We start from the raw sequence: 20,433 nt of genomic DNA, 5'->3' as shown, positions 1-20,433 counted from the left end.
GGTGCCGTTGCTGGCGCCGCGCCGGTCCGCGCGGCTGGTTGTCCTATTGGAAGCGGCCTCCGCGTTGCAGAACCTCGATCTTGTAGCCGTCCGGATCCTCGATGAAGAAGAAGCGGGCGATCAGCGACCCGTCATGGTTGAACTCGACGATCTTCTTCGGATTGAGGCCGAGCGCGCCGAGTCGGTCATGTTCGCCGTCGAGGTCGGCCACCGAGACCGCGAGGTGGCCGTAACCATCGCCGAGCCCGTAAGGCTCGGTCCGGCCCTTGTTTACGGTCAGTTCGAGCTCGAACCCCGTCTCGGCGTTGCTGAGGTAAATGAGTGTGAACGTCTCGAAGTCCAGCCTGTCGGCGACATCGAGCCCGAAGGCTTTCCTGTAGAAATCGACGGATCGGGTCTCGTCGAGAACCCGGATCATGGAATGGATCGCCTTGGCCAAATCAGTCTCCGCAGTGGTGCGGAGGCGATTATGGGCGACGCGGGAATAAAATGGTGGCAGCCGGTTACCACGCCCGAACCCTTGAACTGTCCTGCAGGGACGAAAGTCCGATTGCCGTTCCGGCAATTTTGCCCGACAATAGACATGGGGACGGGTCAAGCAGTATGAAACTGCACGCCTGCCCGCCCAAGACCAACAAGCATGGGAGGTTTGTCGGATGTGCAGGGTATTTGCGGGCCAGGACCCCGAAGGCTATCGCCAGATCAACCGGTCGATTCGCATTGACGGCCATTCGACCAGCATCCAGCTTGAGGCGACATTCTGGGCGTTGCTCGATGAAATCGCCGAAAACCAGGGCCTGACGACGCCCAAATTCATCTCGAAGCTTTACGATGAAGCCATCGAGATCAACGGCGCCATTCCAAACTTCGCGTCGATGCTGCGCACCACCTGCGCCCTCTATCTGCGCGGCCATCGGCCGGGCATGGAAGAGCAGATGGTGCCGAAGCGGCAAGCCGCCTAGCTGTCGACCGCGACAGCGAGCGCCAGCCGGCTCATGTCGGTGAACAGCTCCTGGCGCTCGGAATAGTCTGTGAGTTCGCCAGTCTCGATGTTGTCGACCACCGTGCAGATCGACAGCGCCCGAGCCCCGAAATGCTCGGCGATGCGATAGAGCGCGCTGGTTTCCATATCCACGGCCAGGGCTCCTTCCGCCTGCGCATCGGCAAAGCGGCGGCGTCCTTCCGGGTGATAGAAGATGTCGCTGCAAACCGTCAGGCCGGCACAATGGTCGATGCCAAGTTCGGCTGCCTTGGCCAGCGCGGCTGCGAGAAGTGCCGGATCGGGACCGGCAACGGCTTTGTAGAGGCCGAAGACCTGACCGCTTTGGGCGCTTTCCGCCCGCGCCGATTGCGAAATGACAAGGCTGCGCAGCTTAGCCCTGGCGGTCAGGCTGCCGCAGGTGCCGGTGCGGATCAACGTCCGGGCGCCATAACAATCGAGCAATTCATGCACGTAGATCAGAAACGACGAGACACCGATGCCCGTTGCCTGAATGCTGATGGGTCTGCCGCGAAACAGTCCGGTGAAGCCAAGGGCGCCGCGTCGGCGATTGATGCAGCGCGGCGCTTCCAGGAAGGTTTGCGCCATCCATTCGGCGCGCTGCGGGTCACCCGGCAGCAACACCGTCTCGGCGTAGGCACCCTCGTCTGCTTCGTTGTGTGGCGTCAACCGCTGCTCCCCCAAGCCCTCCTGCCGTTTCACCCGCAATCATGGCGTTGTCACGGCGTTGTGCAAGGAAAGAACATTAGGAAATTCTAAGACTCCAGCACATCCTTGACAATCGTCGCCAGTTGCTTGAGCGAAAACGGCTTTGGCAGGAAGCCGAAATGCGCATCCGCCGGCAGGTTTCTGGCGAACGCGTCCTCGGCATAGCCGGAGACGAAGACGAATTTGATGTCCGGCTGGCGCTTGCGCAATTCGCCAAGCAGAGTCGGCCCATCCATTTCCGGCATCACCACGTCCGAAACGACGATGTCGACCTTGCCGTCCAGCGCCTCGAACACTTCCAGCGCCTCGACGCCCGACGATGCCTCGTGCACCGTATAGCCGCGCGACACCAGCGCCCGCATGCCACCCATGCGCACGGCGTCCTCGTCTTCGACGAGCAGCACCGTGGCCGAGCCCGACAGGTCCTTGGCCGCATCGGCGACCTTCACCGGTGCTGCCGGCACGTCGCCGGGCTCGCCTGCTTTTTTCGCTTCCGCGATATGGCGCGGCAGGAAAATGCGGAAAGTCGAGCCCTTGCCGACCTCGGAATCGCAGAAGATGAAGCCGCCGGTCTGCTTTATAATGCCGTAGACCATCGACAGGCCAAGGCCGGTGCCCTTGCCGACCTCCTTGGTGGTGAAGAAGGGCTCGAAAATCTTCTTCAGCACGTCGGGCGCGATGCCGCTGCCGGTGTCCTCGACTTCGACCACGACATAGTCGGCCGGGGTGAGTTCGCGGTAGGAAAAGGCCTTGCACTCCTCGGCAGTCACATTGCGGGTGCGCACGGTGAGATCGCCGCCGACCGGCATCGCATCACGCGCGTTGACCGCAAGGTTGACCACCACCTGTTCGAACTGCCCGATATCGACCTTGACCGGCCACAGGTCGCGGCCATGGTCGACCTTCAGCTTGATGTCGTTGCCGACCAGGCGGGCCAGCAGCATCCTGAGATCGGCAAGCACGTCGGTCAGGTTGAGCACTTCCGGCCGCAACGTCTGCTTGCGCGAGAAGGCCAGCAATTGCCGCACCAGCGAGGCCGCCCGGTTGGCATTCTGCTTGATGTTCATGATGTCGGGGAAGGACGGGTCCGACGGGCGGTGGTTGGTCAACAAAAGGTCGGACGCCATGATGATGGCGGTCAGCACATTGTTGAAGTCGTGCGCGATGCCGCCGGCAAGCTGGCCGACCGCCTGCATCTTCTGGCTTTGCGCCATCTGCCCTTCGAGCGCTTTCTGCTCCGTCGTCTCGACGGCGTAGACGATGGCCGACTCCTCGGCGCCCTCGCCGCCGGTGCCGTCGGCGACCGCGTTGACGTAGAAACGGATGTGCCGGTCGTCGTTGCCGGGCAGCAAGGTATCGATCGGCTCGATGTCGGCCTGCCGCTGCCGCGCCTTTTCGAAAGCCGCGGTGAAGGCCGGCCGGTCGCGCTCATGGATCACCGTGTCGAGCCGCACACGACGGTCGACGGCGTCCCGGTCGACGACGGACGAAAACAGCGACAGGAACGGCGCATTGGTGCGCAGAATGCGCCCGCTGTGGTCGACGCCGGCTATCGCCATCGGTGTCGAGTTGAAGAAGCGGGTGAAGCGCACTTCCGAAGCACGCAGGTCGGCCGAGGCGTCCTCGCCCTGCGTGCGGTTGAGCACAATCGTGCGCGTCGGCCCGTTGAGACCTTCGCGGCTGGCCGAAACGCGGTGCATGAAGCGCACCGGCAGCGCTTCGCCGGTCATCGTCGTCAGGTCGAGATCGATGACCGCGTTGCGTGTCGTTCCGGGATCGGCCTTGACCGAGCGGACCAGTGCCATGCCGTCGCCGGCGACGATCTCCGGCAGGGTGACGGAGCCGGGCGTGAAACTGGTGAGATCGATGCCCAGCCATTCGGCGAGCGTGGCGTTGATATAGGTGACGCGGCCTTCCTGGTCGGCCGAAAAGAAGCCGGCTGGCGCGTGGTCGAGGTGATCGATAGCCTTCTGCAGGTCGAGGAAGAAACGCTCCTGCTCGGCCCGCTCCTGCGAGATGTCGGCAAGCTGCCAGGCCAGCATCGGCAGCCGCTGGCCCGGAACGCTGAAGGCACGGGCACGCGCCCGATACCAGCGGGCGCCGGGCTCGGCACCGGGCCGAATGGATTGCGCAAGCCGAAACTCGCCGTCGCCCGGCTGGCCGTCGCGCAGGCCCGACGCCAGCCGATAGATCGTCACCGAGGCATCCGGAACATCCGAGAGCAATCCCTCGACCGTCTTCAGGTCGGCCGCCGACGTCGCGCCGGTCATGTCGGCATAGGCCCGATTGGCGTAGACGACGCGGCCCTTGGTGTCGGTGACGAGAAGACCCTGAGACATCGAATCGACGAATGCCTTCGACAGTTCGTCACCCGTCGAGCGTGGCGTGATCTGCACGAAGCCGATCGCCGTGGCGAACAGGAAGCCGACACCGATCATCGCCAGCACACCGAGCATGCCGAGCAGGAAAGGGTCGCCGAGGCGCTCGCGGAAAAGGCCGAAGACGATGGCGGCGCCGGTCAGAACGACGATGAAAATGATGAGCCGGGTGACCGCGCCCGGTCGCGTATTCTGGTCGACGATCGGTACCGGATAGAAATCGCCGCGCGCTTCCTTGGCCATGTGCCCCCTGCTCGTGAATTCCGGTGTTCCCACACCCCGCCCCTAGCGGGTTGAATCACATTCTCCTAGTCCGGAAAAGGCCTGGGCGGCAAATGTCGGATAAAAATGATATCTTCCGGCCTCCGGAGTTTTCAAGCTGTTCATCAAGCGAGAAACGCAACTTGCGGGAGCCCGCCGCAACGGTCTAGTGTCGCGTCACTTCCAAGGGCGATCAGGGAAAACCAATGCAATGGCTGGATAGCGTGGCGGGCCCCGGTTATGCCGCAGCACTGTTGTGGACGTTTGCAGCGCTTGTCCTGCTGGTCATCGTTCTCGTCATCATCAAACTCGTGCGCAATCTGACGTTTGGAACCTTCGTTGCCGGCGGCAGGAACCGCAAGACACGGCTGGCCGTCATGGACGCCACAGCCGTCGACAGCCATCGACGGCTGGTGCTGATACGCCGCGACGATATCGAACATCTGCTTCTGATCGGCGGCCCGACCGACGTTGTCGTCGAACGCGACATCCGGCTTTCGGCGCCACGCCGTCCGGCGTTGACCGGAGATGGCGGCTTGCAGCCGGTCCCGGCCGCCGCGGCCCCGGTGGCCAGGCCGCGCGCACCTCAACCCGCTCCGCCGCCGGCGAGGCAGGCACCTGCACCGCAGCCGGTGAACACGGCGCCGCCCGCACGTCCGCGTCAGACAACGCCGACGCCGGCGCCAGCACCAGTTCCAGCACCGAAGCCGGTGGCGCAAAGTTACCAGCCGGCGAATGTCACGCCCCTGCCCGCCTATGGCTCCGCGAATGCCAATGCCGTCCGGCACGCGCCGCCCCCGCCAAGGCAGGACAGCATCGACGATACGCTGATGAAGGAACTCGAAGTGTCGCTTGACCAGCCGCGTTCGAGCGGCCCGGCGGCGAAGGCGCCGCCGTCGCTCGACGACGAGATGACGAGGCTTCTGGGCGAACTCTCCAGCCAGAAGAAATGATCGGATCCTGATCAGCCCGCCAGCCGGAAAACAGCACCCGGTCAAGGTCTTGGGCGTGCTTTCGCCGGTTCAGATGGATGCATGCCAACAGAAATGGCCGGAAAACCGGCCATTTCAACATCAACAACAACGCAACTGTCTTGAACGCAGCCCTTAGGCGATGCGTCAGTCGTCGCGATAGACTTTCTCGCGGCGCTCATGCCGCTCCTGCGCTTCGATCGACAATGTCGCGATCGGACGCGCATCGAGCCGCTTCAGCGCGATCGGCTCGCCGGTCTCCTCGCAATAGCCGTAAGTGCCTTCGTCGATGCGCTGCAGGGCGGAATCGATCTTTGCAATGAGCTTTCGCTGACGGTCGCGAGCTCTGAGTTCGATCGCGCGGTCGGTTTCCGAAGAGGCGCGGTCGGCAAGATCGGGGTGGTTGGCGTTTTCCTGCTGCAGGATTTCGAGTGTTTCGCGCGCTTCGCGCAAGATGTCATTCTTCCAGGTGACGAGCTTTAGGCGGAAGTAGGATTTCTGCCGCTCGTTCATGAACGGCTCGTCTTCGGAGGGTATGTAATCGGCGGTAACGATGTCGTTCATTCGACTCACCCAAACTGCCCCAAATTTGGCGCCTATATATTCGCCGTCCAACGCCTGCACAAGCGCAATCGGCCGCCGACTCACGCAATTGTTAATGTGCGGCGATGGACGCCTTTGCAGCGGCGTATGGTTGTTTTGATATCAAACTACGCAGCGACACTTTGGATCCCGTGCAACATGCTTCCGACGGTGCACAAGCGCCTTTGCGGCACGGCACCATGGGTGATTCGGTGCGTTCGAAGAACACGGGCCATTGTGTGCGACGCCGTTCTCGTGGCTAATCCTGGAAGCTTCGGCATTCGGCGTCAGTGGAGGTTGGGTGAGCACGCTTTATCTGTTGCGACATGCCAAGGCCGGCTGGGCACTGCCCGGCATGCGCGATTTCGACCGCCCGCTCGACGCATCCGGTCGTGCCGACGCCGAGATAATGGGCGCCGCCATGCGGTCCCGCTTCTACGTTCCGGACCTGACCCTCTGTTCCAACGCCAAACGCGCCAAAGAGACGCTGGAGGGCCTGGCCGGCCAGACCGACACCGGCCGGGTCCTGTTCTTCGACGCCCTCTACAGCGAAGACGCAGCCGGTTACCTCCGCCTCATCCGCGACAATGGCGGATCGAGGTCGCTGCTGGTCATCGGTCACAACCCGATGATGGAAGATCTCGCCATGGCGGTTTCGGGCGGCGGCGACGAGACGGCACGGGCCACGCTCAACCATGGGTTCCCGACCACCGGCCTCGCGGTCGTCCGCTTCGACGGCGACCTGGCCAAAGCCGCCCAGGGCGCCGGCCATCTCGAAGCGTTCCTGACGCCGGCAGATCTCTGAAGCCATTTCAAAGCCGGGTTCCACAGCCTATATCGGACGGACCGAAGCCCGAGAGATCATATTTTGGCATCATCGCTGACCACCTTCACCGACGAGGCGAGGATTGCCCTCGATACTCTGTCGGGTCGCGCCACCGGGCTTTTTTCTCCATCGCTGCGATTGGGTGTCACGGGCCTGTCCCGCGCCGGCAAGACGGTCTTCATATCGGCCTTTGTCCACAACCTGATCCATGGCGGGCGCCTGCCGCTGTTCGAGGCCCAGAAATCCGGGCGCATCGCCCGCGCCTTCCTCGAACATCAGCCGGACGATGCCGTGCCGCGCTTCCAATACGAGGACCACATCGCCGCCTTGGTCAACGACCGCGCCTGGCCTGATTCGACGCGCGCCATTTCGGAATTGCGGCTGACCATCGAATATGAATCGGCCTCCGGCTGGAGCCGCATGTTTTCCTCCGGCAAACTGTCGGTCGACATCGTCGACTATCCCGGCGAATGGCTGCTCGACCTGCCGCTGCTCGGCAAATCCTTCGCCGATTTTTCCCGCGAAGCCTTCGAAATGGCCGTTCTGCCGGTGCGCGAGGACCTGTCGCAGGCCTGGCGGGCACTGTCGGCGGAGATCGACCCGAACGCCGATGCCGACGAGATGACGGCGCGCCGCCTGGCCGAAAGCTTCGCCGCCTATCTGAAGGCGTGCAAGCTCGACGAGCGGGCGCTGTCGACCTTGCCGCCCGGCCGCTTCCTGATGCCAGGCGATCTCGAAGGCTCGCCCGCGCTGACCTTTGCGCCCCTGGCGGGGCTCGGCGACCGGCGTCCGCGCCCGGGGTCGCTGCACGCCATGATGGACAGGCGCTACGAGGCCTACAAGACGCATGTCGTCAAACCGTTCTTCCGCGAACACATCACGCGCCTCGATCGCCAGATCGTGCTGATCGACGCCATGCAGGCGCTGAACGCCGGCCCCGGCGCCATGGCCGACCTGGAGCGCGCGGTAACCGAGATCCTCAGCTGTTTCCGTCCCGGCCGCGGCAGTTTCCTCACCGACCTGTTTTCGCGGCGCATCGACCGCATACTGGTTGCCGCGACCAAGGCCGATCATCTGCACCACGAAAGCCATGACCGCCTGCAGGCGGTCGTGCGGCGGCTTGCCGACCGCGCCGTGGCGCGGGCGAATTTCACCGGCGCCGATGTCGATGTTGTCGCCATGGCGGCGGTGCGCGCGACGCGCGAAGGCACCGTCAAGCAGGGTCGAGAGACGCTTCCCGTCATCATCGGCACGCCGATCGCCGGCGAGAAGATCAACGGCGAAGAGTTTGACGGAAAGACGGAAACAGCCATATTTCCCGGTGACTTACCGGAAAAAATTGAAGCGGTGTTCGATATTTCGGGATCCGATCACAGGCAGGACCCCGTGGATCCGGCAATCCGCTTCGTCCGTTTCCGTCCACCAAAGCTCGAACGCACGGCCGAAGGTGTCACGCTGTCGCTGCCGCATATCCGGCTCGACCGTGCCTTGCAGTTCCTGATTGGAGATCATCTGGCATGACCGCGCTCCGCAAGCCGGCCGCATTCCGCATCGAACCGGAAGCCGTGCCAAGACAAGAGGCGACTGAGGCACGCCGTGCCCAGACCGGCGCCCGTAGCCAGGCTGACACCCCGCGAAAACCCCGCGCGATGAAGACCGATGTCGCGATGGTCATCCCGGCGGAAGTCGACGTCTTCGACGAGCCCGACATCATAGCCGCCGAACCGCCGCCGGCGATCGCCCCGAGAAAACGCTCGCTGCTCGGCAGCATCTTCTTCGGCGCCTTTGGTGTGCTGGTATCGCTGGCTGTCGGCCTGTGGACCGATCGGCTCATACGTGACCTCTTTGCGCGCGCCGAATGGCTGGGCTGGCTGGCCGCCGGTATGGCGGCCATCGCCGTGCTGGCGCTACTGGTCATCCTGATCCGCGAATTCCTGGCTATCGCCCGCCTCGCCGAAGTCGAAAAGCTGCAGAAGCGGGCGCTCGATGCCATTGCGCGCGACGATCCCAAGGCGGCACGGTCGGTGGTCGACGAGCTGTCGGCCTTCGTCGCGGCCAAACCCGAGACCGCGGCCGGCCGGCGCGCGCTGGCCGAATTGCGCGGCGAAATCATCGACGGCGGCAATCTGGTGCGCCTGGCCGAAGCCGAAATTCTCGGCCCCCTCGATGTCAGGGCAAAGGTGATGATTCTCGAAGCCGCCAAGCGCGTCTCGCTGGTGACGGCGGTCAGCCCGCGCGCGCTCGTCGACGTCGCCTATGTCGTGTTCGAGGCCGGGCGCCTCATTCGCCGCTTGTCGGAACTCTATGGCGGGCGGCCGGGAACGCTCGGTTTCTTCCGCCTGGCGCGCAGCGTGCTGGCGCATCTGGCGGTTACCGGCTCGATCGCGGTGGGCGACAGTTTCGTCCAGCAGATCGTCGGTCACGGCCTGGCGGCGCGCCTTTCGGCCAAGCTTGGCGAGGGCGTCGTCAACGGCATGATGACGGCGCGCATCGGCATTGCGGCGATGGAGACGGCGCGCCCCCTGCCCTTCAGCGCCGCGAAGCGTCCGGGACTGGGCGATTTCCTGTCGGCGCTGACATCGTTTGCAACCAGGAAGGATGTTGAAACAACCCCATCCGGCAAGTGAACCGGACGGCATCGTCTGGAGCTTCGGAATTGTTGCCGGACTGCTTTGTGACGGCCTCGCAGTGACGAAGCATTAACCAATCTTGTTCATGGTCAGACGGGTTCCAAACAGCCTCTTTGTTGCCGGGTGTCGTCGATGAAAAGCGTAATTCTGTCCAGCGTCTTGCCCCTCGCAACCGTGATCACGGCAGTCGTCGGTATTGCCGGTGCGGCTTCCGCAGCGGAACTGGACACGCAGTTCTTCCAGTCGGCCGAAGGCAAATGGATCGGTCCCGGCGAAATCGTCGCCGGCAAGTACAAGGGCACCAAATTCAACTGCAGCTTCACCGGCTCGACGCCGGACGGCAAGGTCGGCATGGCGCTCGACGGCGGTTGCCGGGTCGGCATGTTCACCCAGCCGATGTCGGCCAAGATCGAGCGCAAGGGCCGCGAGGGCTACAAGGGCAGTTTCATGGGTGGCGCGACCGGTTCCGGCCTCGACATCATCGGCGGCAATGTGGTCGATGCCCGCAAGGTGGTCTTCACCATCAATCGCAACCAGCTGCGCGGCGTCATGCAGGCCCGCATCCCCGACGACAATTCAATGACGGTGACCATTGCGGTGCGCGTCGACGACCAGCTGGTGCCGGTCATCGGCATGAGCCTGAAGCGCGTCGATGCCGTCCAAGTCGGCTCCATCGCGCCGAACTGAACAATCATCGATCTCTAAAAGCAAAAGGCGGCAACCAAATGGTCGCCGCCTCATTCAAATCTTTCGAATCAGGTACTTAGCCCTTGATCTTGTATCAGGGCGTTAACCCTTGATCGCGGCCGTCACTTCGTCATAGGCCTTGCAGGCGTCGGCCAATGTCGTGGTGCCCTGATATTTGGTTGTAACCGCCTGCACCTTGGCCGTCAGATCAGCCGCCTTGGACGGATCCTTGGTGATCGCTTCCTGCAGCGCGGCAGCCATGTCCTGCGCCTTCTTGGTCGCGATCTCGGCCGTGCACTCAGGCGCCTTCGAGCAAGCCGAACCGGCTAGCACCGCCAGGCCGACGGCAACAAACAAAAACTTCTTCATGTCAGTCATCTCCTCAAAAGGGCTCGACTGGATCGTCGCTCACCCTCCAATGGCCGAAGCCGAGGCGTCCTTAGCCTTCGATTGTGGCAAGATGCAACGCGTTCGTAGCGTCAACTTGTGTAACGCGTCTGCAACATCGCCGGCGATCCGGATTCGGGCTGTTCGATCCCCGTCGAAGCCCCTATCTTCGCCGCCTGTCACAGGACTTCGAAAATCGGAATCGGTCCTCAAACGAGCGGAATGGCGGCATGGCGGTAGAGGCATCGAGCAGCGATCTGGTCCAGGTGGTGGCGCTGCTTGCAGCCGGCGTTGTCGCCGTTCCCATCTTCAAGCGCATGGGCCTCGGCTCGATTCTCGGCTATCTCGCCGCCGGTGTGGTGATCGGTCCGTTCGGCCTCCGCGTCTTTTCCGAATCGGAAGCCATTCTTCATGTCGCGGAGCTCGGCGTGGTGATGTTCCTGTTCATCATCGGGCTGGAAATGCAGCCGTCACGACTGTGGGGCCTGCGCCGCGAGATCTTTGGCCTCGGCGCACTGCAGGTCGGCGTCTGCGCGGTCCTGCTGACTGGTGTTGGCGTGGCGGGAGGTTTTCCAATCTCGCAATCCTTCGTCGCCGGCGCCGGCTTCGTGCTCACCTCGACGGCGATCGTCATGCAGCTTCTGGAGGAACGTGGCGAAATCGCCGCACCGAAAGGCCAGCGCATCGTGTCGGTCCTGCTGCTCGAGGACCTCGCCATCGTGCCTCTGCTGGCCCTGATCGCGTTTCTGGCGCCCGGTGGCGCCGACACCAGCCTGTCGGAGCGCCTGACCGAGGTCGGCATCGGCCTTGCCGCGATCGTCGGACTGGTGCTGGCCGGACGCTATCTGCTCAATCCGTTCTTCCGCATCCTGGCGGATGCCCGCGCCCGCGAGGTGATGACGGCCGCGGCCCTCCTGGTCGTCCTTGGATCGGCGCTCGCCATGCAGCTCAGCGGCCTGTCGATGGCGATGGGCGCGTTCCTTGCCGGCGTGCTTCTGTCCGAATCGACCTTCCGCCATCAGCTCGAGGCCGACATCGAACCCTTCCGCGGCATCCTGCTCGGCCTGTTCTTCCTTGCAGTCGGCATGTCGCTCGACCTGCATGTGGTGGTCGCGAACTGGCGGCTGATTGCCATCTATGTCGTCGCCTACATGGTGATGAAGGCGTTCGGCATCTACATCGTCGCCCGCATCCTGAAAACCGGTCATCGCGAAGCTTTGGAGCGCGCGGTCTTCATGGCGCAAGGCGGCGAATTCGCCTTCGTTCTCTATTCCGCGGCCGCCGCGGTCGGCATCATCGACAGCCAGGCCAACGCGACATTGACGGCGATCGTCATCATCTCGATGGTGCTGACGCCGCTGGCGATCGTCGCGCTGCGTTATCTCACGCCGCGCGACGAGCAGTCGCTCGACGGCGTCGACGTTGCCGATGGCCTGACCGGCAGCGTGCTGATCATCGGCTTCGGCCGCTTCGGCCAGATCGCCAGTCAGCCGCTTCTGCTGCGCGGCATCGATGTCTCCATCATCGACAACGAGGTCGAAATGATCCAGGCGGCGGCCGATTTCGGCTTCAAGGTCTATTATGGAGACGGCACGCGGCTGGACATCCTGCATGCGGCCGGCGCCGGCCGGGCGCGCGCCGTGCTGATCTGTGTCGACAAGCCCGATGTGGCCGTTCGTATCGCCCAACTGATCAAGGCCGAATTCCCGCTGCTCATCGTGCTGGCCCGGGCTTTCGACCGCGGCACGGCGCTGCAGCTCATTCGTGCCGGCGTCGACTTCCAACTGCGCGAAACCTTCGAATCGGCGCTCGTTTTCGGCGGCTCGGCGCTGGAATCGCTCGGCGTCGATCCCGAGGACGTGGCTGAAACCATCGAAGACGTCAGGCGCCGCGACACCGCCCGTTTCGAGACGCAACTCGCTGAAGGCGTTCGCGCCGGACAGCGCTTCCTGAAGGGCAATATCGGCACGCCCATTCCTACACCCCTCACCCAGCCGCGCCGTGCCGGCCAGGCACTCAATGAAGAGACGGCCGGTGTGCTGCACAAATCCGAACCCGCGGATTGAACAAGGAATTATGCATGGAATTGGACAGCAGGGCCCTGTCGGTCACCAAATTCTGGCGCGATGCCGGCGAGGATGCATGGTTCGAGAAGAACGAGGCATTCGACGCCGACTTCCGCAACCGCTTTCTCGATCTCCACTACGCCGCCGCGCGGCGTGAATGCGACGACTGGTCGGCACACGCCGAAGGCTCGCTGGCGCTGATGATCCTTCTCGACCAGTTTCCGCGAAACTGCTTTCGCGGCACCGGCCATATGTGCGCGACCGATCCGCTGGCGAAGTACTTTGCTCAAAAGGCCGTCGCGGCCGGCCATGATCTGGCACTGGAACCGGAAGTCCGCGTGTTCCTGTATTTGCCGTTCGAGCATTCGGAAAACCTTGCCGACCAGGACGTGTCGGTCGAGCTGCACAAGGCCAAAGCCGAGTTCAACCTGAAATATGCGCTCGAGCACCGCGACATCATCCGGAATTTTGGCCGTTTTCCGCACCGAAACAGGATGCTTGGCCGCGAGACCACGCCCGAAGAGCAGGCGTTCCTCGACGGCGGTGGCTTCTCCGGTTAATCACGCAGCTAGAGCACGTCCCGCGATCAATGAATCGATTGTGATGTGACGTCGGGCTTCGCGGGTGATTCAACATCCACTTTGATGAGGTGGATGATGGGAAGAGCACTGAGCGACGATCTTCGATCGCGGGTCTTGAAGGCTTCGGACGCGGGCATGTCTGCCCGGCAGGCGGCGGCGCGGTTCGGCGTCGGCATATCGAGTGCAATCCGGTGGATCGCACGGGCGAAGATCGGCGAGCGGACGCCGCGGCCGCAAGGCCGTCGACGCGCGTCCAGCCTCGATGCGCATAAAGCCTTCATCGTGGGGTTGATCGATGAGCGCAAGGACATCACGCTGAACGAGATGGTAGAGCGGCTGGCGGTCGAGCGATCGGCTCGGATCAGTCGCAGCGCCTTAAGCGCCTGGCTTGGCCGGCACGGCTGGACGTTCAAAAAAAGTCCGCACATGCACTGGAGCAGGATCGTCCCGACATCCTGAAGCGCCGTCGTGCGTGGTTCGACGGCCAACTCGATCTCGATCCGGCAAAGCTGGTGTTCATCGATGAAACTGGACTATCGACCAAGATGGCCCGGCTGCGGGGCCGTGCGCCATGCGGTGAGCGTTGCCGGGCGGGCGTGCCGCACGGCCATTGGAAAACCACCACCTTCACCGGCGCACTGCGGCTGACGGGCATGACCGCCCCGTTCGTCTATGACGGCGCCATGAACGGCAACGTATTCCTGGCCTATGTCGAGCAGGTGCTGGTCCCGACCCTGTCGGAGGGCGACATCGTCGTGATGGACAACCTTCCCGCCCACAAGGCCGCCGGCGTTCGCGATGCAATCGAGACGACCGGCGCGAGGCTCATGTTCCTGCCGCCCTACAGCCCCGACTTCAATCCGATCGAAAACGCCTTCTCAAAACTCAAGGCTCTTATGCGGGCCAAAGCCGAGAGGACAATCACAGCCCTGTGGACCGCCGTCGGATCGCTCGTCGACCTCTTCACCCCAGCCGAATGCCAGAACTACTTCAAGGCCGCAGGTTATGACCCAGATTAAACCGGACGTGCTCTAGACCAGCCACCAATCCCGGCCGGATGGCAATCGCTCGATACCGGAAGTGTCGACAGCGACCAGCCGGTCCGTGACGCTGCGGCCACCGACGACCAGGCCGGGCGCGATCTCGGCCAGCGGCGCCAGTACGAAGGCGCGCTCCAGCATGCGCGGATGCGGCACTTCCAGCCCGGTCTCATGAATGACGCGGTCGCCGAACACCAGAATGTCGACATCGATCAGCCGCGGCCCCCAGCGCTCCTCGCGCACCCGCTTCAGTTTGCGCTCGGCATCGAGACAGAGGTCGAGCAAGGCGCGCGGCGCAAGTCCGGTGGAAATCTCTGCAGCCGCATTGAGGAAGTCCGGCTGATCGAGCTTGCCCCAGGGCGGCGTGCGATAGAGCGAGGACACGCCGGTGACGCGCGTATCTGCGTCGGCATCGAGCATGCGCAGCGCCGCGCCCATCGACTTTGCCGGGTCGCCAAGATTGCCGCCAAGGCTGAGATAGACCGTACTATTCGGGCCAGACAACGGTCACCTCGACGTAATCGAGCACACCGGGCACCGGGGCGTTTGGCTTGCGCACAGTGATCTCGGCTTTTTTGATCTGCGGAAACCGCGCCGTCAGCGCCCGGGCCACCTCGAGCGCCAGCGACTCGATCAGGAAGCGGCGCTGCCCCGTGATGATCTTCTCGATCACCGTGAACGCGATACCGTAGTTGACCGTGTCCTCGATCGAATCCTCGACAAGCGCCCGGCCGGGATCGACGGTGAGAGCGGCATCGACATAGAAGCGCTGGCCGAGCCGCTCCTCCTCGTCCAGCACGCCGTGCCGGGCAAAGAAAGCGCAATTCTTCATGCGGATGACATACATCGCTCAGTCTTTCGCCCGGTCGGTTTGACGCGCCAGCATAGCATCTGCGAGCGCCAGTGCGTCCACGTTGAATGCGACATCATGGACGCGAAACAGATCGGCGCCCTTGAGCCGCAAGATGACGCTGGTCGCCGCCGTTCCAACACCTCTGTCAGCCGCATCGCGGCCAGTGACGGTGCCGATGAAGCGCTTGCGCGACGTACCGGCCATCAGCGGCAGCCCGAGTGCATTGAGCTCGGCAAAGCGAGCCATCAGGTCGAGATTTTCCTCCGCCGTCTCCTTGGCGAAGCCGAATCCGGGATCGAGCACGATATGGTCGTCGGCAACGCCGTTCTGATGGGCGATTTCCAGCGATTTTCGCAGGAACGCCAACTGATCGGCAATCACGTCCGGCAGCTTCTCGCGATCCCGCCCGGTATGCATGATGACAAGCCCGGCGCCGGTGTCGGCGGCGACACGGGCAATGTCGGTCTCGCGCTGCAGCCCCCAGACATCGTTGACGATATGCGCGCCGGCGGCCACGGCAAGCCGGGCCGTGTCGGCGCGATAGGTGTCGACCGAAATCAGCGCCTCGCCGGCGCTTGCCAGCGCTTCGATCACCGGCAGGATACGGGCCTGTTCGTCACTCGCCGATATCGCGGCGGCACCCGGGCGGGTCGATTCTCCGCCGACATCGACGACCTGTGCCCCTTCCCCGATCATCCGCCGAGCCTGGGCCAGCGCCTTTTCGGGGGCGTCGAACAGACCGCCGTCGGAAAAGCTGTCGGGCGTGACATTGAGGATGCCGACGACCACGGCCTTGCCGCCAAGGTCGAGATGGCGTCCATGCGCCAACTGCCATCGCCTGGCCGTCATTGTTCAGCAACCATGGGGCTCATCAACCAGGGCTCATCAACCATGTGTGATCCGCAGCGGATCAATTCCGTTGCGCCGGCAACGGCCGTAAAGCAAGGTGGTCGAAGAGGCAACATAATGAAACGATCCATGCTTGGCATGAAACGATCCCTGCTCTGTGCGCTGCTGCTTGCCGTCACCGCCATCCCGGCCGGTGCGGCCAATCTCGTCAAGACGTACAGCTATTTTGCCATTGGCGGCAGCACGCTCGACGACATCGAGGCACAGCTCTCCAAACGCGGACCGGAGGTGAAAAGCACGGGCACGCGGCACCCGGGCGCCACGCAGATGGCCTTCACCACCCGCGTCAGCTATGCGCAGACATCGAACTCCTGCCGGATCGCCGACGCGGCGGTGACCGTCAAGGTGAAGGTGATCCTTCCCGAATGGCGCCGCCCACGCAAGGCCGACGCCGATGTCAGGCTGTTCTGGGACACGCTGTTCGCCGACATCAAGCGCCATGAGGAGCGCCATGTCGAGATTGCCAAGAACCATGGCCGCGAACTCGAAGAGGCCCTGAGAGCTACCTATCCGCAAAAGAATTGTGACGCCGCCAAGGCCAAGGCCGCCGAAATCACCGCGGCCGTTCTCGCCAGGCATGACCAAGCCCAGCTGCAGTTCGATCGTGTCGAAAGCGTCAATTTCGAAAGCCGCATCCTGAGGCTGCTGCGCTATCGCATCGAACGCATCGAGGGCGGGCGGCTGCCGCCGACCTGACTCGAAAGCCGAGCGGCGCCGGCGAAAGCCAATTTCGCCGAAGCGTAGTGCCAACCTCGAAAAACTTTCGAGCGCCCGTCGAAATCGGCCTATACGGGACGACATATATCAGGCTCGCCAGGCGCGGGCCTCAAAACGCCAATGCGATCAAAATGGTCAAAGGACCGGAACGGCCGAACAACGCCGATCGACCGCAAGCTTACGGATGAACGACCATGGACCAGGCTGTCGACAAGCAAACGATGGTGGAAACCGGCACGCCGCTGACCGAAACCGAAAAGAACGCCATCATCGCCGGCGTACTCCTGTCGATGCTGTTGGCGGCACTCGATCAGACCATCGTGGCCCCTGCCATGCCGACCATCGGGCATGCGCTGGGCCATGCGCAATATCTGCCATGGATCGTCACCGGGTACCTCTTGACCGCGACCGCCATGGCGCCGCTCTACGGCAAGATTTCCGACGTCTATGGCCGCCGGCCAACCGTTTATGCGGCGATCCTGATCTTTCTCCTGGGATCGCTGGTCAGCGCCATGGCCCCCAATATGTTTGTGCTGGTTATCGGACGAGCGATCCAGGGCGCTGGTGGCGGCGGCCTGTTCACCTTGACGCAGACTGTCATCGGCGACCTTGTTCCGCCACGCGAGCGGGCGCGCTACACCGCCTGGATCTCCGGCACCTGGGCTGTCGCCAGCATCGCCGGGCCGCTGCTCGGCGGTACCTTTGCCGAACATCTCCATTGGTCGCTGATTTTCTGGATCAACATTCCGCTCGGCCTGCTGGCCATGGCCATCATCAACAAGCCGCTCAAGAAGCTGCCGATCGCCGCAAAGCAGCATCGCATCGACGGCCTGGGCGCGCTGCTGCTTGTCGCGGCCACGGCATTGCTGCTGCTGGCGCTCAACTGGGGCGGCAGCGAATATCCATGGCTTTCGCGCGAAATTCTCGGGCTGTTGGCTGTGTCGGCGATTTTCTGGGCCGCTTTCGCGCTGCGTCTGCTGCGCGCGGCCGAACCGCTCATCTCGCTTGAGGTGCTCGGCAATCCAATCGTTCTCGCCGGCACGTCGTCAGTGTTCCTTTTGCAGGCCGCCAACATCGGTCTGGCGGTCTACCTGCCTGTCTATCTGCAGTCGATCGTCGGTCTCTCCGTCAGCCAGTCGGGTCTTGCGATGCTGGGCCTGCTGCTTGGCACCGTGGCCGGCGCGACACTCAGCGGGCGCATGATACAGCACGTCACCCACTACAAGCGGATCGCGATGGTGGGCGTGCTCTTCTCCACAATATGCCTCGGCCTGCTCGCTCTTGTCGCCGGCAGCGCCTCGCTGCCGGTTGTCGAGATCCTGACGATCTGTGTCGGCCTGGGCAGCGGGACGACCTTCCCAGTTGCCACCATATCGGTCCAGAACGCCGTCGACCCCGCGCACCTTGGCGTTGCAACCGGCGTGCTCACCTTCCTGCGCTCACTAGGCAGCGCGCTGGGCGTCGCCATGCTGGGCGCGGTCGCTCTCGGCTACGGCCTACCGCTCGCCGGTGAAGGCACGCTGGCCCTCGGACAGGTTATTTCAGCCGCGCCATTCGCCATGATCTTCCTTGTCGCCGCGGCGACGCTGCTCATGGCGCTGGTCGCACTCTGCCTGATGCCCGAAATACCGCTTCGCGGTAAGGCCGAGCATGCGCCGGTGATGGCGGAATAGGGCAATCTGCGGGTGCGGTCCGCAATTGTGCCGAAACAGACGGCCGGCGCAATGCCGGGTGTCCAGCGGCTCAGTCGACGACGCCGAGCTTCTTCTGCAGACTGGTCGACGAGGTGGTGTACTGGAAAACGATGCGCTCGCCGGGGCTGATGATGCGCTTGGCGGCCTGCGCCATCAGCGCCACCTCGTGGAAGCCCGACAGGATCAGCTTCAGCTTGCCGGGATACCAGTTGATGTCGCCGACAGCGAAGATGCCTGGCACCGACGTCTGGAATTTCTCGGTATCCACCGGAATGAGGTTCTCGTGAAGATTGAGCCCCCCACTCCGCGATCGGCCCGAGCTTCATGGTCAGGCCGAAGAACGGCAGCATGCGCGTGCAAGGCACCTCAACATCGCCGTCCGGCCCCTTGATGACGGCCGATGAAAGCTGGCCGTCGCCGCCGGTCAAACCGGTCACTTGCCCGACCTGGAACTGCAGCTGCTTCATCTCCTGCATGGCATACATCTTGTTGACGCTGTCGGGCGCGGCGCGGAATTCGGGCCGCCGGTGCACCAGCGTCACGCTTTTCGCCACCGGATGCAGGTTCAGCGTCCAGTCGAGCGCCGAGTCGCCGCCACCGACAATGACAAGGTCGTGGCCGCGAAAATCCTCCATCCTGCGTACCGAATAGAAGACGCTCTTGCCTTCATAGGGTTCGATACCCGGGATCGGCGGCCGCTTGGGCTGGAAGGAGCCGCCGCCGGCGGCAATCACCACCACCTTGGCCTCGAACACCTCGTTCTCGTCCGTGGTGACGCGAAAGCTGCCGTCCGCCAGCTTTTCGAGGCTGGAAACCATGCGGTTGTAGGTGAAGTCAGGCTTGAACGGCGCGATCTGCTCAAGCAGCTTGTCAACCAGCCCTTGGGCCGAGATCCGAGGCCAGCCGGGAATGTCGTAGATCGGCTTCTCCGGATAGAGTTCCGCGCATTGGCCGCCTGGCCGGTCGAGAATGTCGATCAGGTGGCATTTCATGTCGAACAGGCCGAGCTCGAACACGGCAAACAGGCCGACCGGACCTGCCCCGACAATGAGGACGTCTGTGCTGATGATGCCGGTCATGCGATGTGCCTCATGCGCCAAAACAAGCTACAGCGTCCTCTGCGCATCCTGGAGGACGCGCTGCGCTACAGCGGAACGTCGAGACACTGCATGAGCAATCCGCCGCTGCCAAGCAGCAGCCGGCAAAAATCGGTGTCTCAGCCCTGGCGGGCCGGCACCCGCACGACGAGGCCGTCCAGCGCGTCGCGGACCTTGATCTGACACGACAGCCGCGAGTTCGGCTGGACGTCATAGGCGAAGTCCAGCATATCCTCTTCCATCGCTTCCGGCTCGCCGACTTGCGCTGTCCATGCCTCATCGACATAGACATGGCAGGTCGCGCAGGCGCAGGCGCCGCCGCACTCCGCCTCGATCCCCGGCACCGCGTTGCGGATCGCATTCTCCATGACCGTCGAGCCGTTTTCGGCGTCCATGTCGAATTGTGTGCCGTCATGGGCGATGAAGGTCAGCTTGGTCATTTGTCACCTGAAGGGAGTCTCAGCCGAGATAATCACTCCGGCTGACAAGTCAACTGCCGCGCGAAAGCGCCGCTCCGTGACGTTTTTCCACAAACCGGGTTCAGCGACTGATGGCGGCGATGAAATCGCGCACTTCGTCGATCAGCGTGCCAAGCCGACTGAGCATCTGATCGTCCTGCGGCTGGTGCTCGATCTCGGTAGCGCAATCGGCGATGGCGAAGGCACCGACACCCCGCGCCGAACCCTTCAGCCCATGCGCCAGCAGAAGCCGGTCCTTGATGTCGGCATCGACTATTTTGTCGCGCACCGCCAATGCCTGTTGTACAAATAGCGCCAGCACCTCTTGCTCGAGGCTGCGGTCGCCCATGGTCTGGCGGGCAAGGTGTGCCAAATCGACCGGCCGTGACCGCCTGGGTCCGGATACGTCGCCCCCGGGCATTGAGAAGGCAATGCCGCTTTCGCCACGCATGAACACGAACTCCGTTTCTTCGATCGCCCAAAACCTAGGCGAATCCAATGGACAACGGGTTAATGAGTGGCCGGGAAAAATGTTGCGAAAGCGGCGCCGAAATCACGCTTCCGTTAACCCTATATTTAAAGTTTTAC

General features: G+C 63.3%; 21 protein-coding genes and 1 pseudogene. 11 read left to right on the top strand and 11 right to left on the bottom strand.

Going from position 1 to position 20,433, the window contains the following annotated elements; translation table 11 throughout:
• Positions 1-43 precede the first annotated feature (43 nt).
• On the bottom strand, positions 44-439 hold the full coding sequence (locus ACFSQT_RS24040) for a VOC family protein (RefSeq protein WP_379022810.1): 396 nt from the start codon (positions 437-439) through the stop codon (positions 44-46).
• 217 nt (positions 440-656) lie between these two features.
• On the opposite strand from ACFSQT_RS24040, the gene ACFSQT_RS24035 reads away from it, so the two are divergent.
• Positions 657-962, top strand: coding sequence for a ribbon-helix-helix domain-containing protein (locus ACFSQT_RS24035; protein WP_379022808.1), 306 nt, complete (start codon positions 657-659; stop codon positions 960-962).
• Here ACFSQT_RS24035 and ACFSQT_RS24030 read toward each other — a convergent pair.
• Together ACFSQT_RS24030 and cckA are read right to left on the bottom strand one after the other, a co-directional pair.
• Complete coding sequence (locus ACFSQT_RS24030; RefSeq protein WP_379022806.1) at positions 959-1,669, bottom strand: purine-nucleoside phosphorylase; 711 nt, start codon at positions 1,667-1,669, stop codon at positions 959-961. The two genes, ACFSQT_RS24035 and ACFSQT_RS24030, sit on opposite strands and share 4 nt — an antisense overlap.
• Before the next feature lie 86 nt (positions 1,670-1,755).
• Positions 1,756-4,329, bottom strand: a complete 2,574-nt coding sequence (cckA, locus tag ACFSQT_RS24025; protein ID WP_379022804.1) for a cell cycle histidine kinase CckA — start codon at positions 4,327-4,329, stop codon at positions 1,756-1,758.
• 224 nt (positions 4,330-4,553) lie between these two features.
• Between cckA and ACFSQT_RS24020 the strand changes: the two genes are divergently transcribed.
• On the top strand, positions 4,554-5,300 hold the full coding sequence (locus tag ACFSQT_RS24020) for a hypothetical protein (protein WP_379022802.1): 747 nt from the start codon (positions 4,554-4,556) through the stop codon (positions 5,298-5,300).
• A gap of 165 nt (positions 5,301-5,465) precedes the next feature.
• On the opposite strand, the gene dksA is transcribed toward ACFSQT_RS24020, so the two are convergent.
• The gene (dksA, locus tag ACFSQT_RS24015; RefSeq protein ID WP_352733669.1) at positions 5,466-5,882 is read right to left on the bottom strand and encodes an RNA polymerase-binding protein DksA; all 417 of its coding nucleotides are present in this window, start codon (positions 5,880-5,882) and stop codon (positions 5,466-5,468) included.
• 319 nt (positions 5,883-6,201) lie between these two features.
• On the opposite strand from dksA, the gene ACFSQT_RS24010 reads away from it, so the two are divergent.
• The 4 genes from ACFSQT_RS24010 to ACFSQT_RS23995 all read left to right on the top strand — a co-directional run bounded on the left by ACFSQT_RS24010 (position 6,202) and on the right by ACFSQT_RS23995 (position 10,043).
• Entirely contained in the window at positions 6,202-6,705 is a 504-nt protein-coding gene (locus ACFSQT_RS24010; protein ID WP_379022799.1) for a SixA phosphatase family protein, read from the top strand.
• Positions 6,706-6,768: 63 nt separating this feature from the next.
• Entirely contained in the window at positions 6,769-8,247 is a 1,479-nt protein-coding gene (locus ACFSQT_RS24005; protein ID WP_379022797.1) for a YcjX family GTP-binding protein, read from the top strand.
• On the top strand, positions 8,244-9,353 hold the full coding sequence (locus tag ACFSQT_RS24000) for a YcjF family protein (protein WP_379022795.1): 1,110 nt from the start codon (positions 8,244-8,246) through the stop codon (positions 9,351-9,353). Before ACFSQT_RS24005 ends, ACFSQT_RS24000 begins: the two co-directional genes overlap by 4 nt.
• Before the next feature lie 135 nt (positions 9,354-9,488).
• Positions 9,489-10,043 carry a hypothetical protein gene (locus ACFSQT_RS23995; protein ID WP_379022793.1) on the top strand — a complete coding sequence of 185 codons (555 nt, stop codon included), beginning with the start codon at positions 9,489-9,491 and terminating at the stop codon, positions 10,041-10,043.
• Positions 10,044-10,145: 102 nt separating this feature from the next.
• Here ACFSQT_RS23995 and ACFSQT_RS23990 read toward each other — a convergent pair whose 3' ends face one another.
• Entirely contained in the window at positions 10,146-10,412 is a 267-nt protein-coding gene (locus ACFSQT_RS23990) for a hypothetical protein (RefSeq protein WP_095085087.1), read from the bottom strand.
• 248 nt (positions 10,413-10,660) lie between these two features.
• Here ACFSQT_RS23990 and ACFSQT_RS23985 point away from each other — a divergent pair, with 248 nt between their 5' ends.
• From ACFSQT_RS23985 to ACFSQT_RS23975, 3 genes are all read left to right on the top strand, one after another.
• Positions 10,661-12,496 (top strand): monovalent cation:proton antiporter-2 (CPA2) family protein, encoded by a 1,836-nt coding sequence (locus ACFSQT_RS23985; RefSeq protein WP_379022791.1) that lies wholly within the window; start codon positions 10,661-10,663, stop codon positions 12,494-12,496.
• Between the two features lie 14 nt (positions 12,497-12,510).
• Entirely contained in the window at positions 12,511-13,056 is a 546-nt protein-coding gene (locus ACFSQT_RS23980; protein ID WP_379022789.1) for a DUF924 family protein, read from the top strand.
• A 96-nt stretch (positions 13,057-13,152) separates the two neighbouring features.
• Positions 13,153-14,096 (top strand): IS630 family transposase gene (locus ACFSQT_RS23975; protein ID WP_379018015.1). Its coding sequence is split into 2 segments (ribosomal slippage): positions 13,153-13,489 and positions 13,489-14,096, totalling 945 coding nucleotides; the frame shifts between segments, so codons are not numbered across the junction.
• A 12-nt stretch (positions 14,097-14,108) separates the two neighbouring features.
• Here the strand turns inward: ACFSQT_RS23975 and folK are convergent.
• Genes folK through folP form a run of 3 tightly spaced genes read right to left on the bottom strand, consistent with a single transcriptional unit; the run spans position 14,109 to position 15,819 of the window.
• Positions 14,109-14,621, bottom strand: coding sequence for a 2-amino-4-hydroxy-6-hydroxymethyldihydropteridine diphosphokinase (gene folK / locus ACFSQT_RS23970; protein WP_379022787.1), 513 nt, complete (start codon positions 14,619-14,621; stop codon positions 14,109-14,111).
• On the bottom strand, positions 14,605-14,964 hold the full coding sequence (folB, locus tag ACFSQT_RS23965; RefSeq protein WP_056582260.1) for a dihydroneopterin aldolase: 360 nt from the start codon (positions 14,962-14,964) through the stop codon (positions 14,605-14,607). The genes folK and folB overlap by 17 nt, the downstream gene beginning before the upstream one ends.
• Before the next feature lie 3 nt (positions 14,965-14,967).
• On the bottom strand, positions 14,968-15,819 hold the full coding sequence (folP, locus tag ACFSQT_RS23960; RefSeq protein ID WP_379022785.1) for a dihydropteroate synthase: 852 nt from the start codon (positions 15,817-15,819) through the stop codon (positions 14,968-14,970).
• Positions 15,820-15,957: 138 nt separating this feature from the next.
• On the opposite strand from folP, the gene ACFSQT_RS23955 reads away from it, so the two are divergent.
• Together ACFSQT_RS23955 and ACFSQT_RS23950 are read left to right on the top strand one after the other, a co-directional pair.
• A complete protein-coding gene (locus ACFSQT_RS23955) occupies positions 15,958-16,575 on the top strand; it encodes a DUF922 domain-containing Zn-dependent protease (RefSeq protein ID WP_379022891.1) in 618 nt (205 codons plus the stop codon).
• Between the two features lie 215 nt (positions 16,576-16,790).
• Complete coding sequence (locus tag ACFSQT_RS23950; RefSeq protein WP_379022783.1) at positions 16,791-18,269, top strand: MDR family MFS transporter; 1,479 nt, start codon at positions 16,791-16,793, stop codon at positions 18,267-18,269.
• Between the two features lie 70 nt (positions 18,270-18,339).
• On the opposite strand, the pseudogene ACFSQT_RS23945 reads toward ACFSQT_RS23950, so the two are convergent.
• The 3 genes and pseudogenes from ACFSQT_RS23945 to ACFSQT_RS23935 form a co-directional block, all read right to left on the bottom strand.
• Positions 18,340-19,369, bottom strand: a pseudogene (locus ACFSQT_RS23945) (NAD(P)/FAD-dependent oxidoreductase).
• 137 nt (positions 19,370-19,506) lie between these two features.
• Entirely contained in the window at positions 19,507-19,827 is a 321-nt protein-coding gene (locus tag ACFSQT_RS23940; RefSeq protein WP_095085095.1) for a 2Fe-2S iron-sulfur cluster-binding protein, read from the bottom strand.
• A 100-nt stretch (positions 19,828-19,927) separates the two neighbouring features.
• Positions 19,928-20,296, bottom strand: coding sequence for an Hpt domain-containing protein (locus ACFSQT_RS23935; RefSeq protein ID WP_379022781.1), 369 nt, complete (start codon positions 20,294-20,296; stop codon positions 19,928-19,930).
• Between the last annotated feature and the right edge of the window lie 137 nt (positions 20,297-20,433).

It is taken from the genome of Mesorhizobium calcicola, assembly GCF_042682105.1.
Classification (GTDB): Bacteria; Pseudomonadota; Alphaproteobacteria; order Rhizobiales; family Rhizobiaceae; genus Mesorhizobium; species Mesorhizobium calcicola.
The sequence above is the reverse complement of the archived record's forward strand: the minus strand, read 5'-3'. Positions and strand labels throughout refer to the sequence as shown.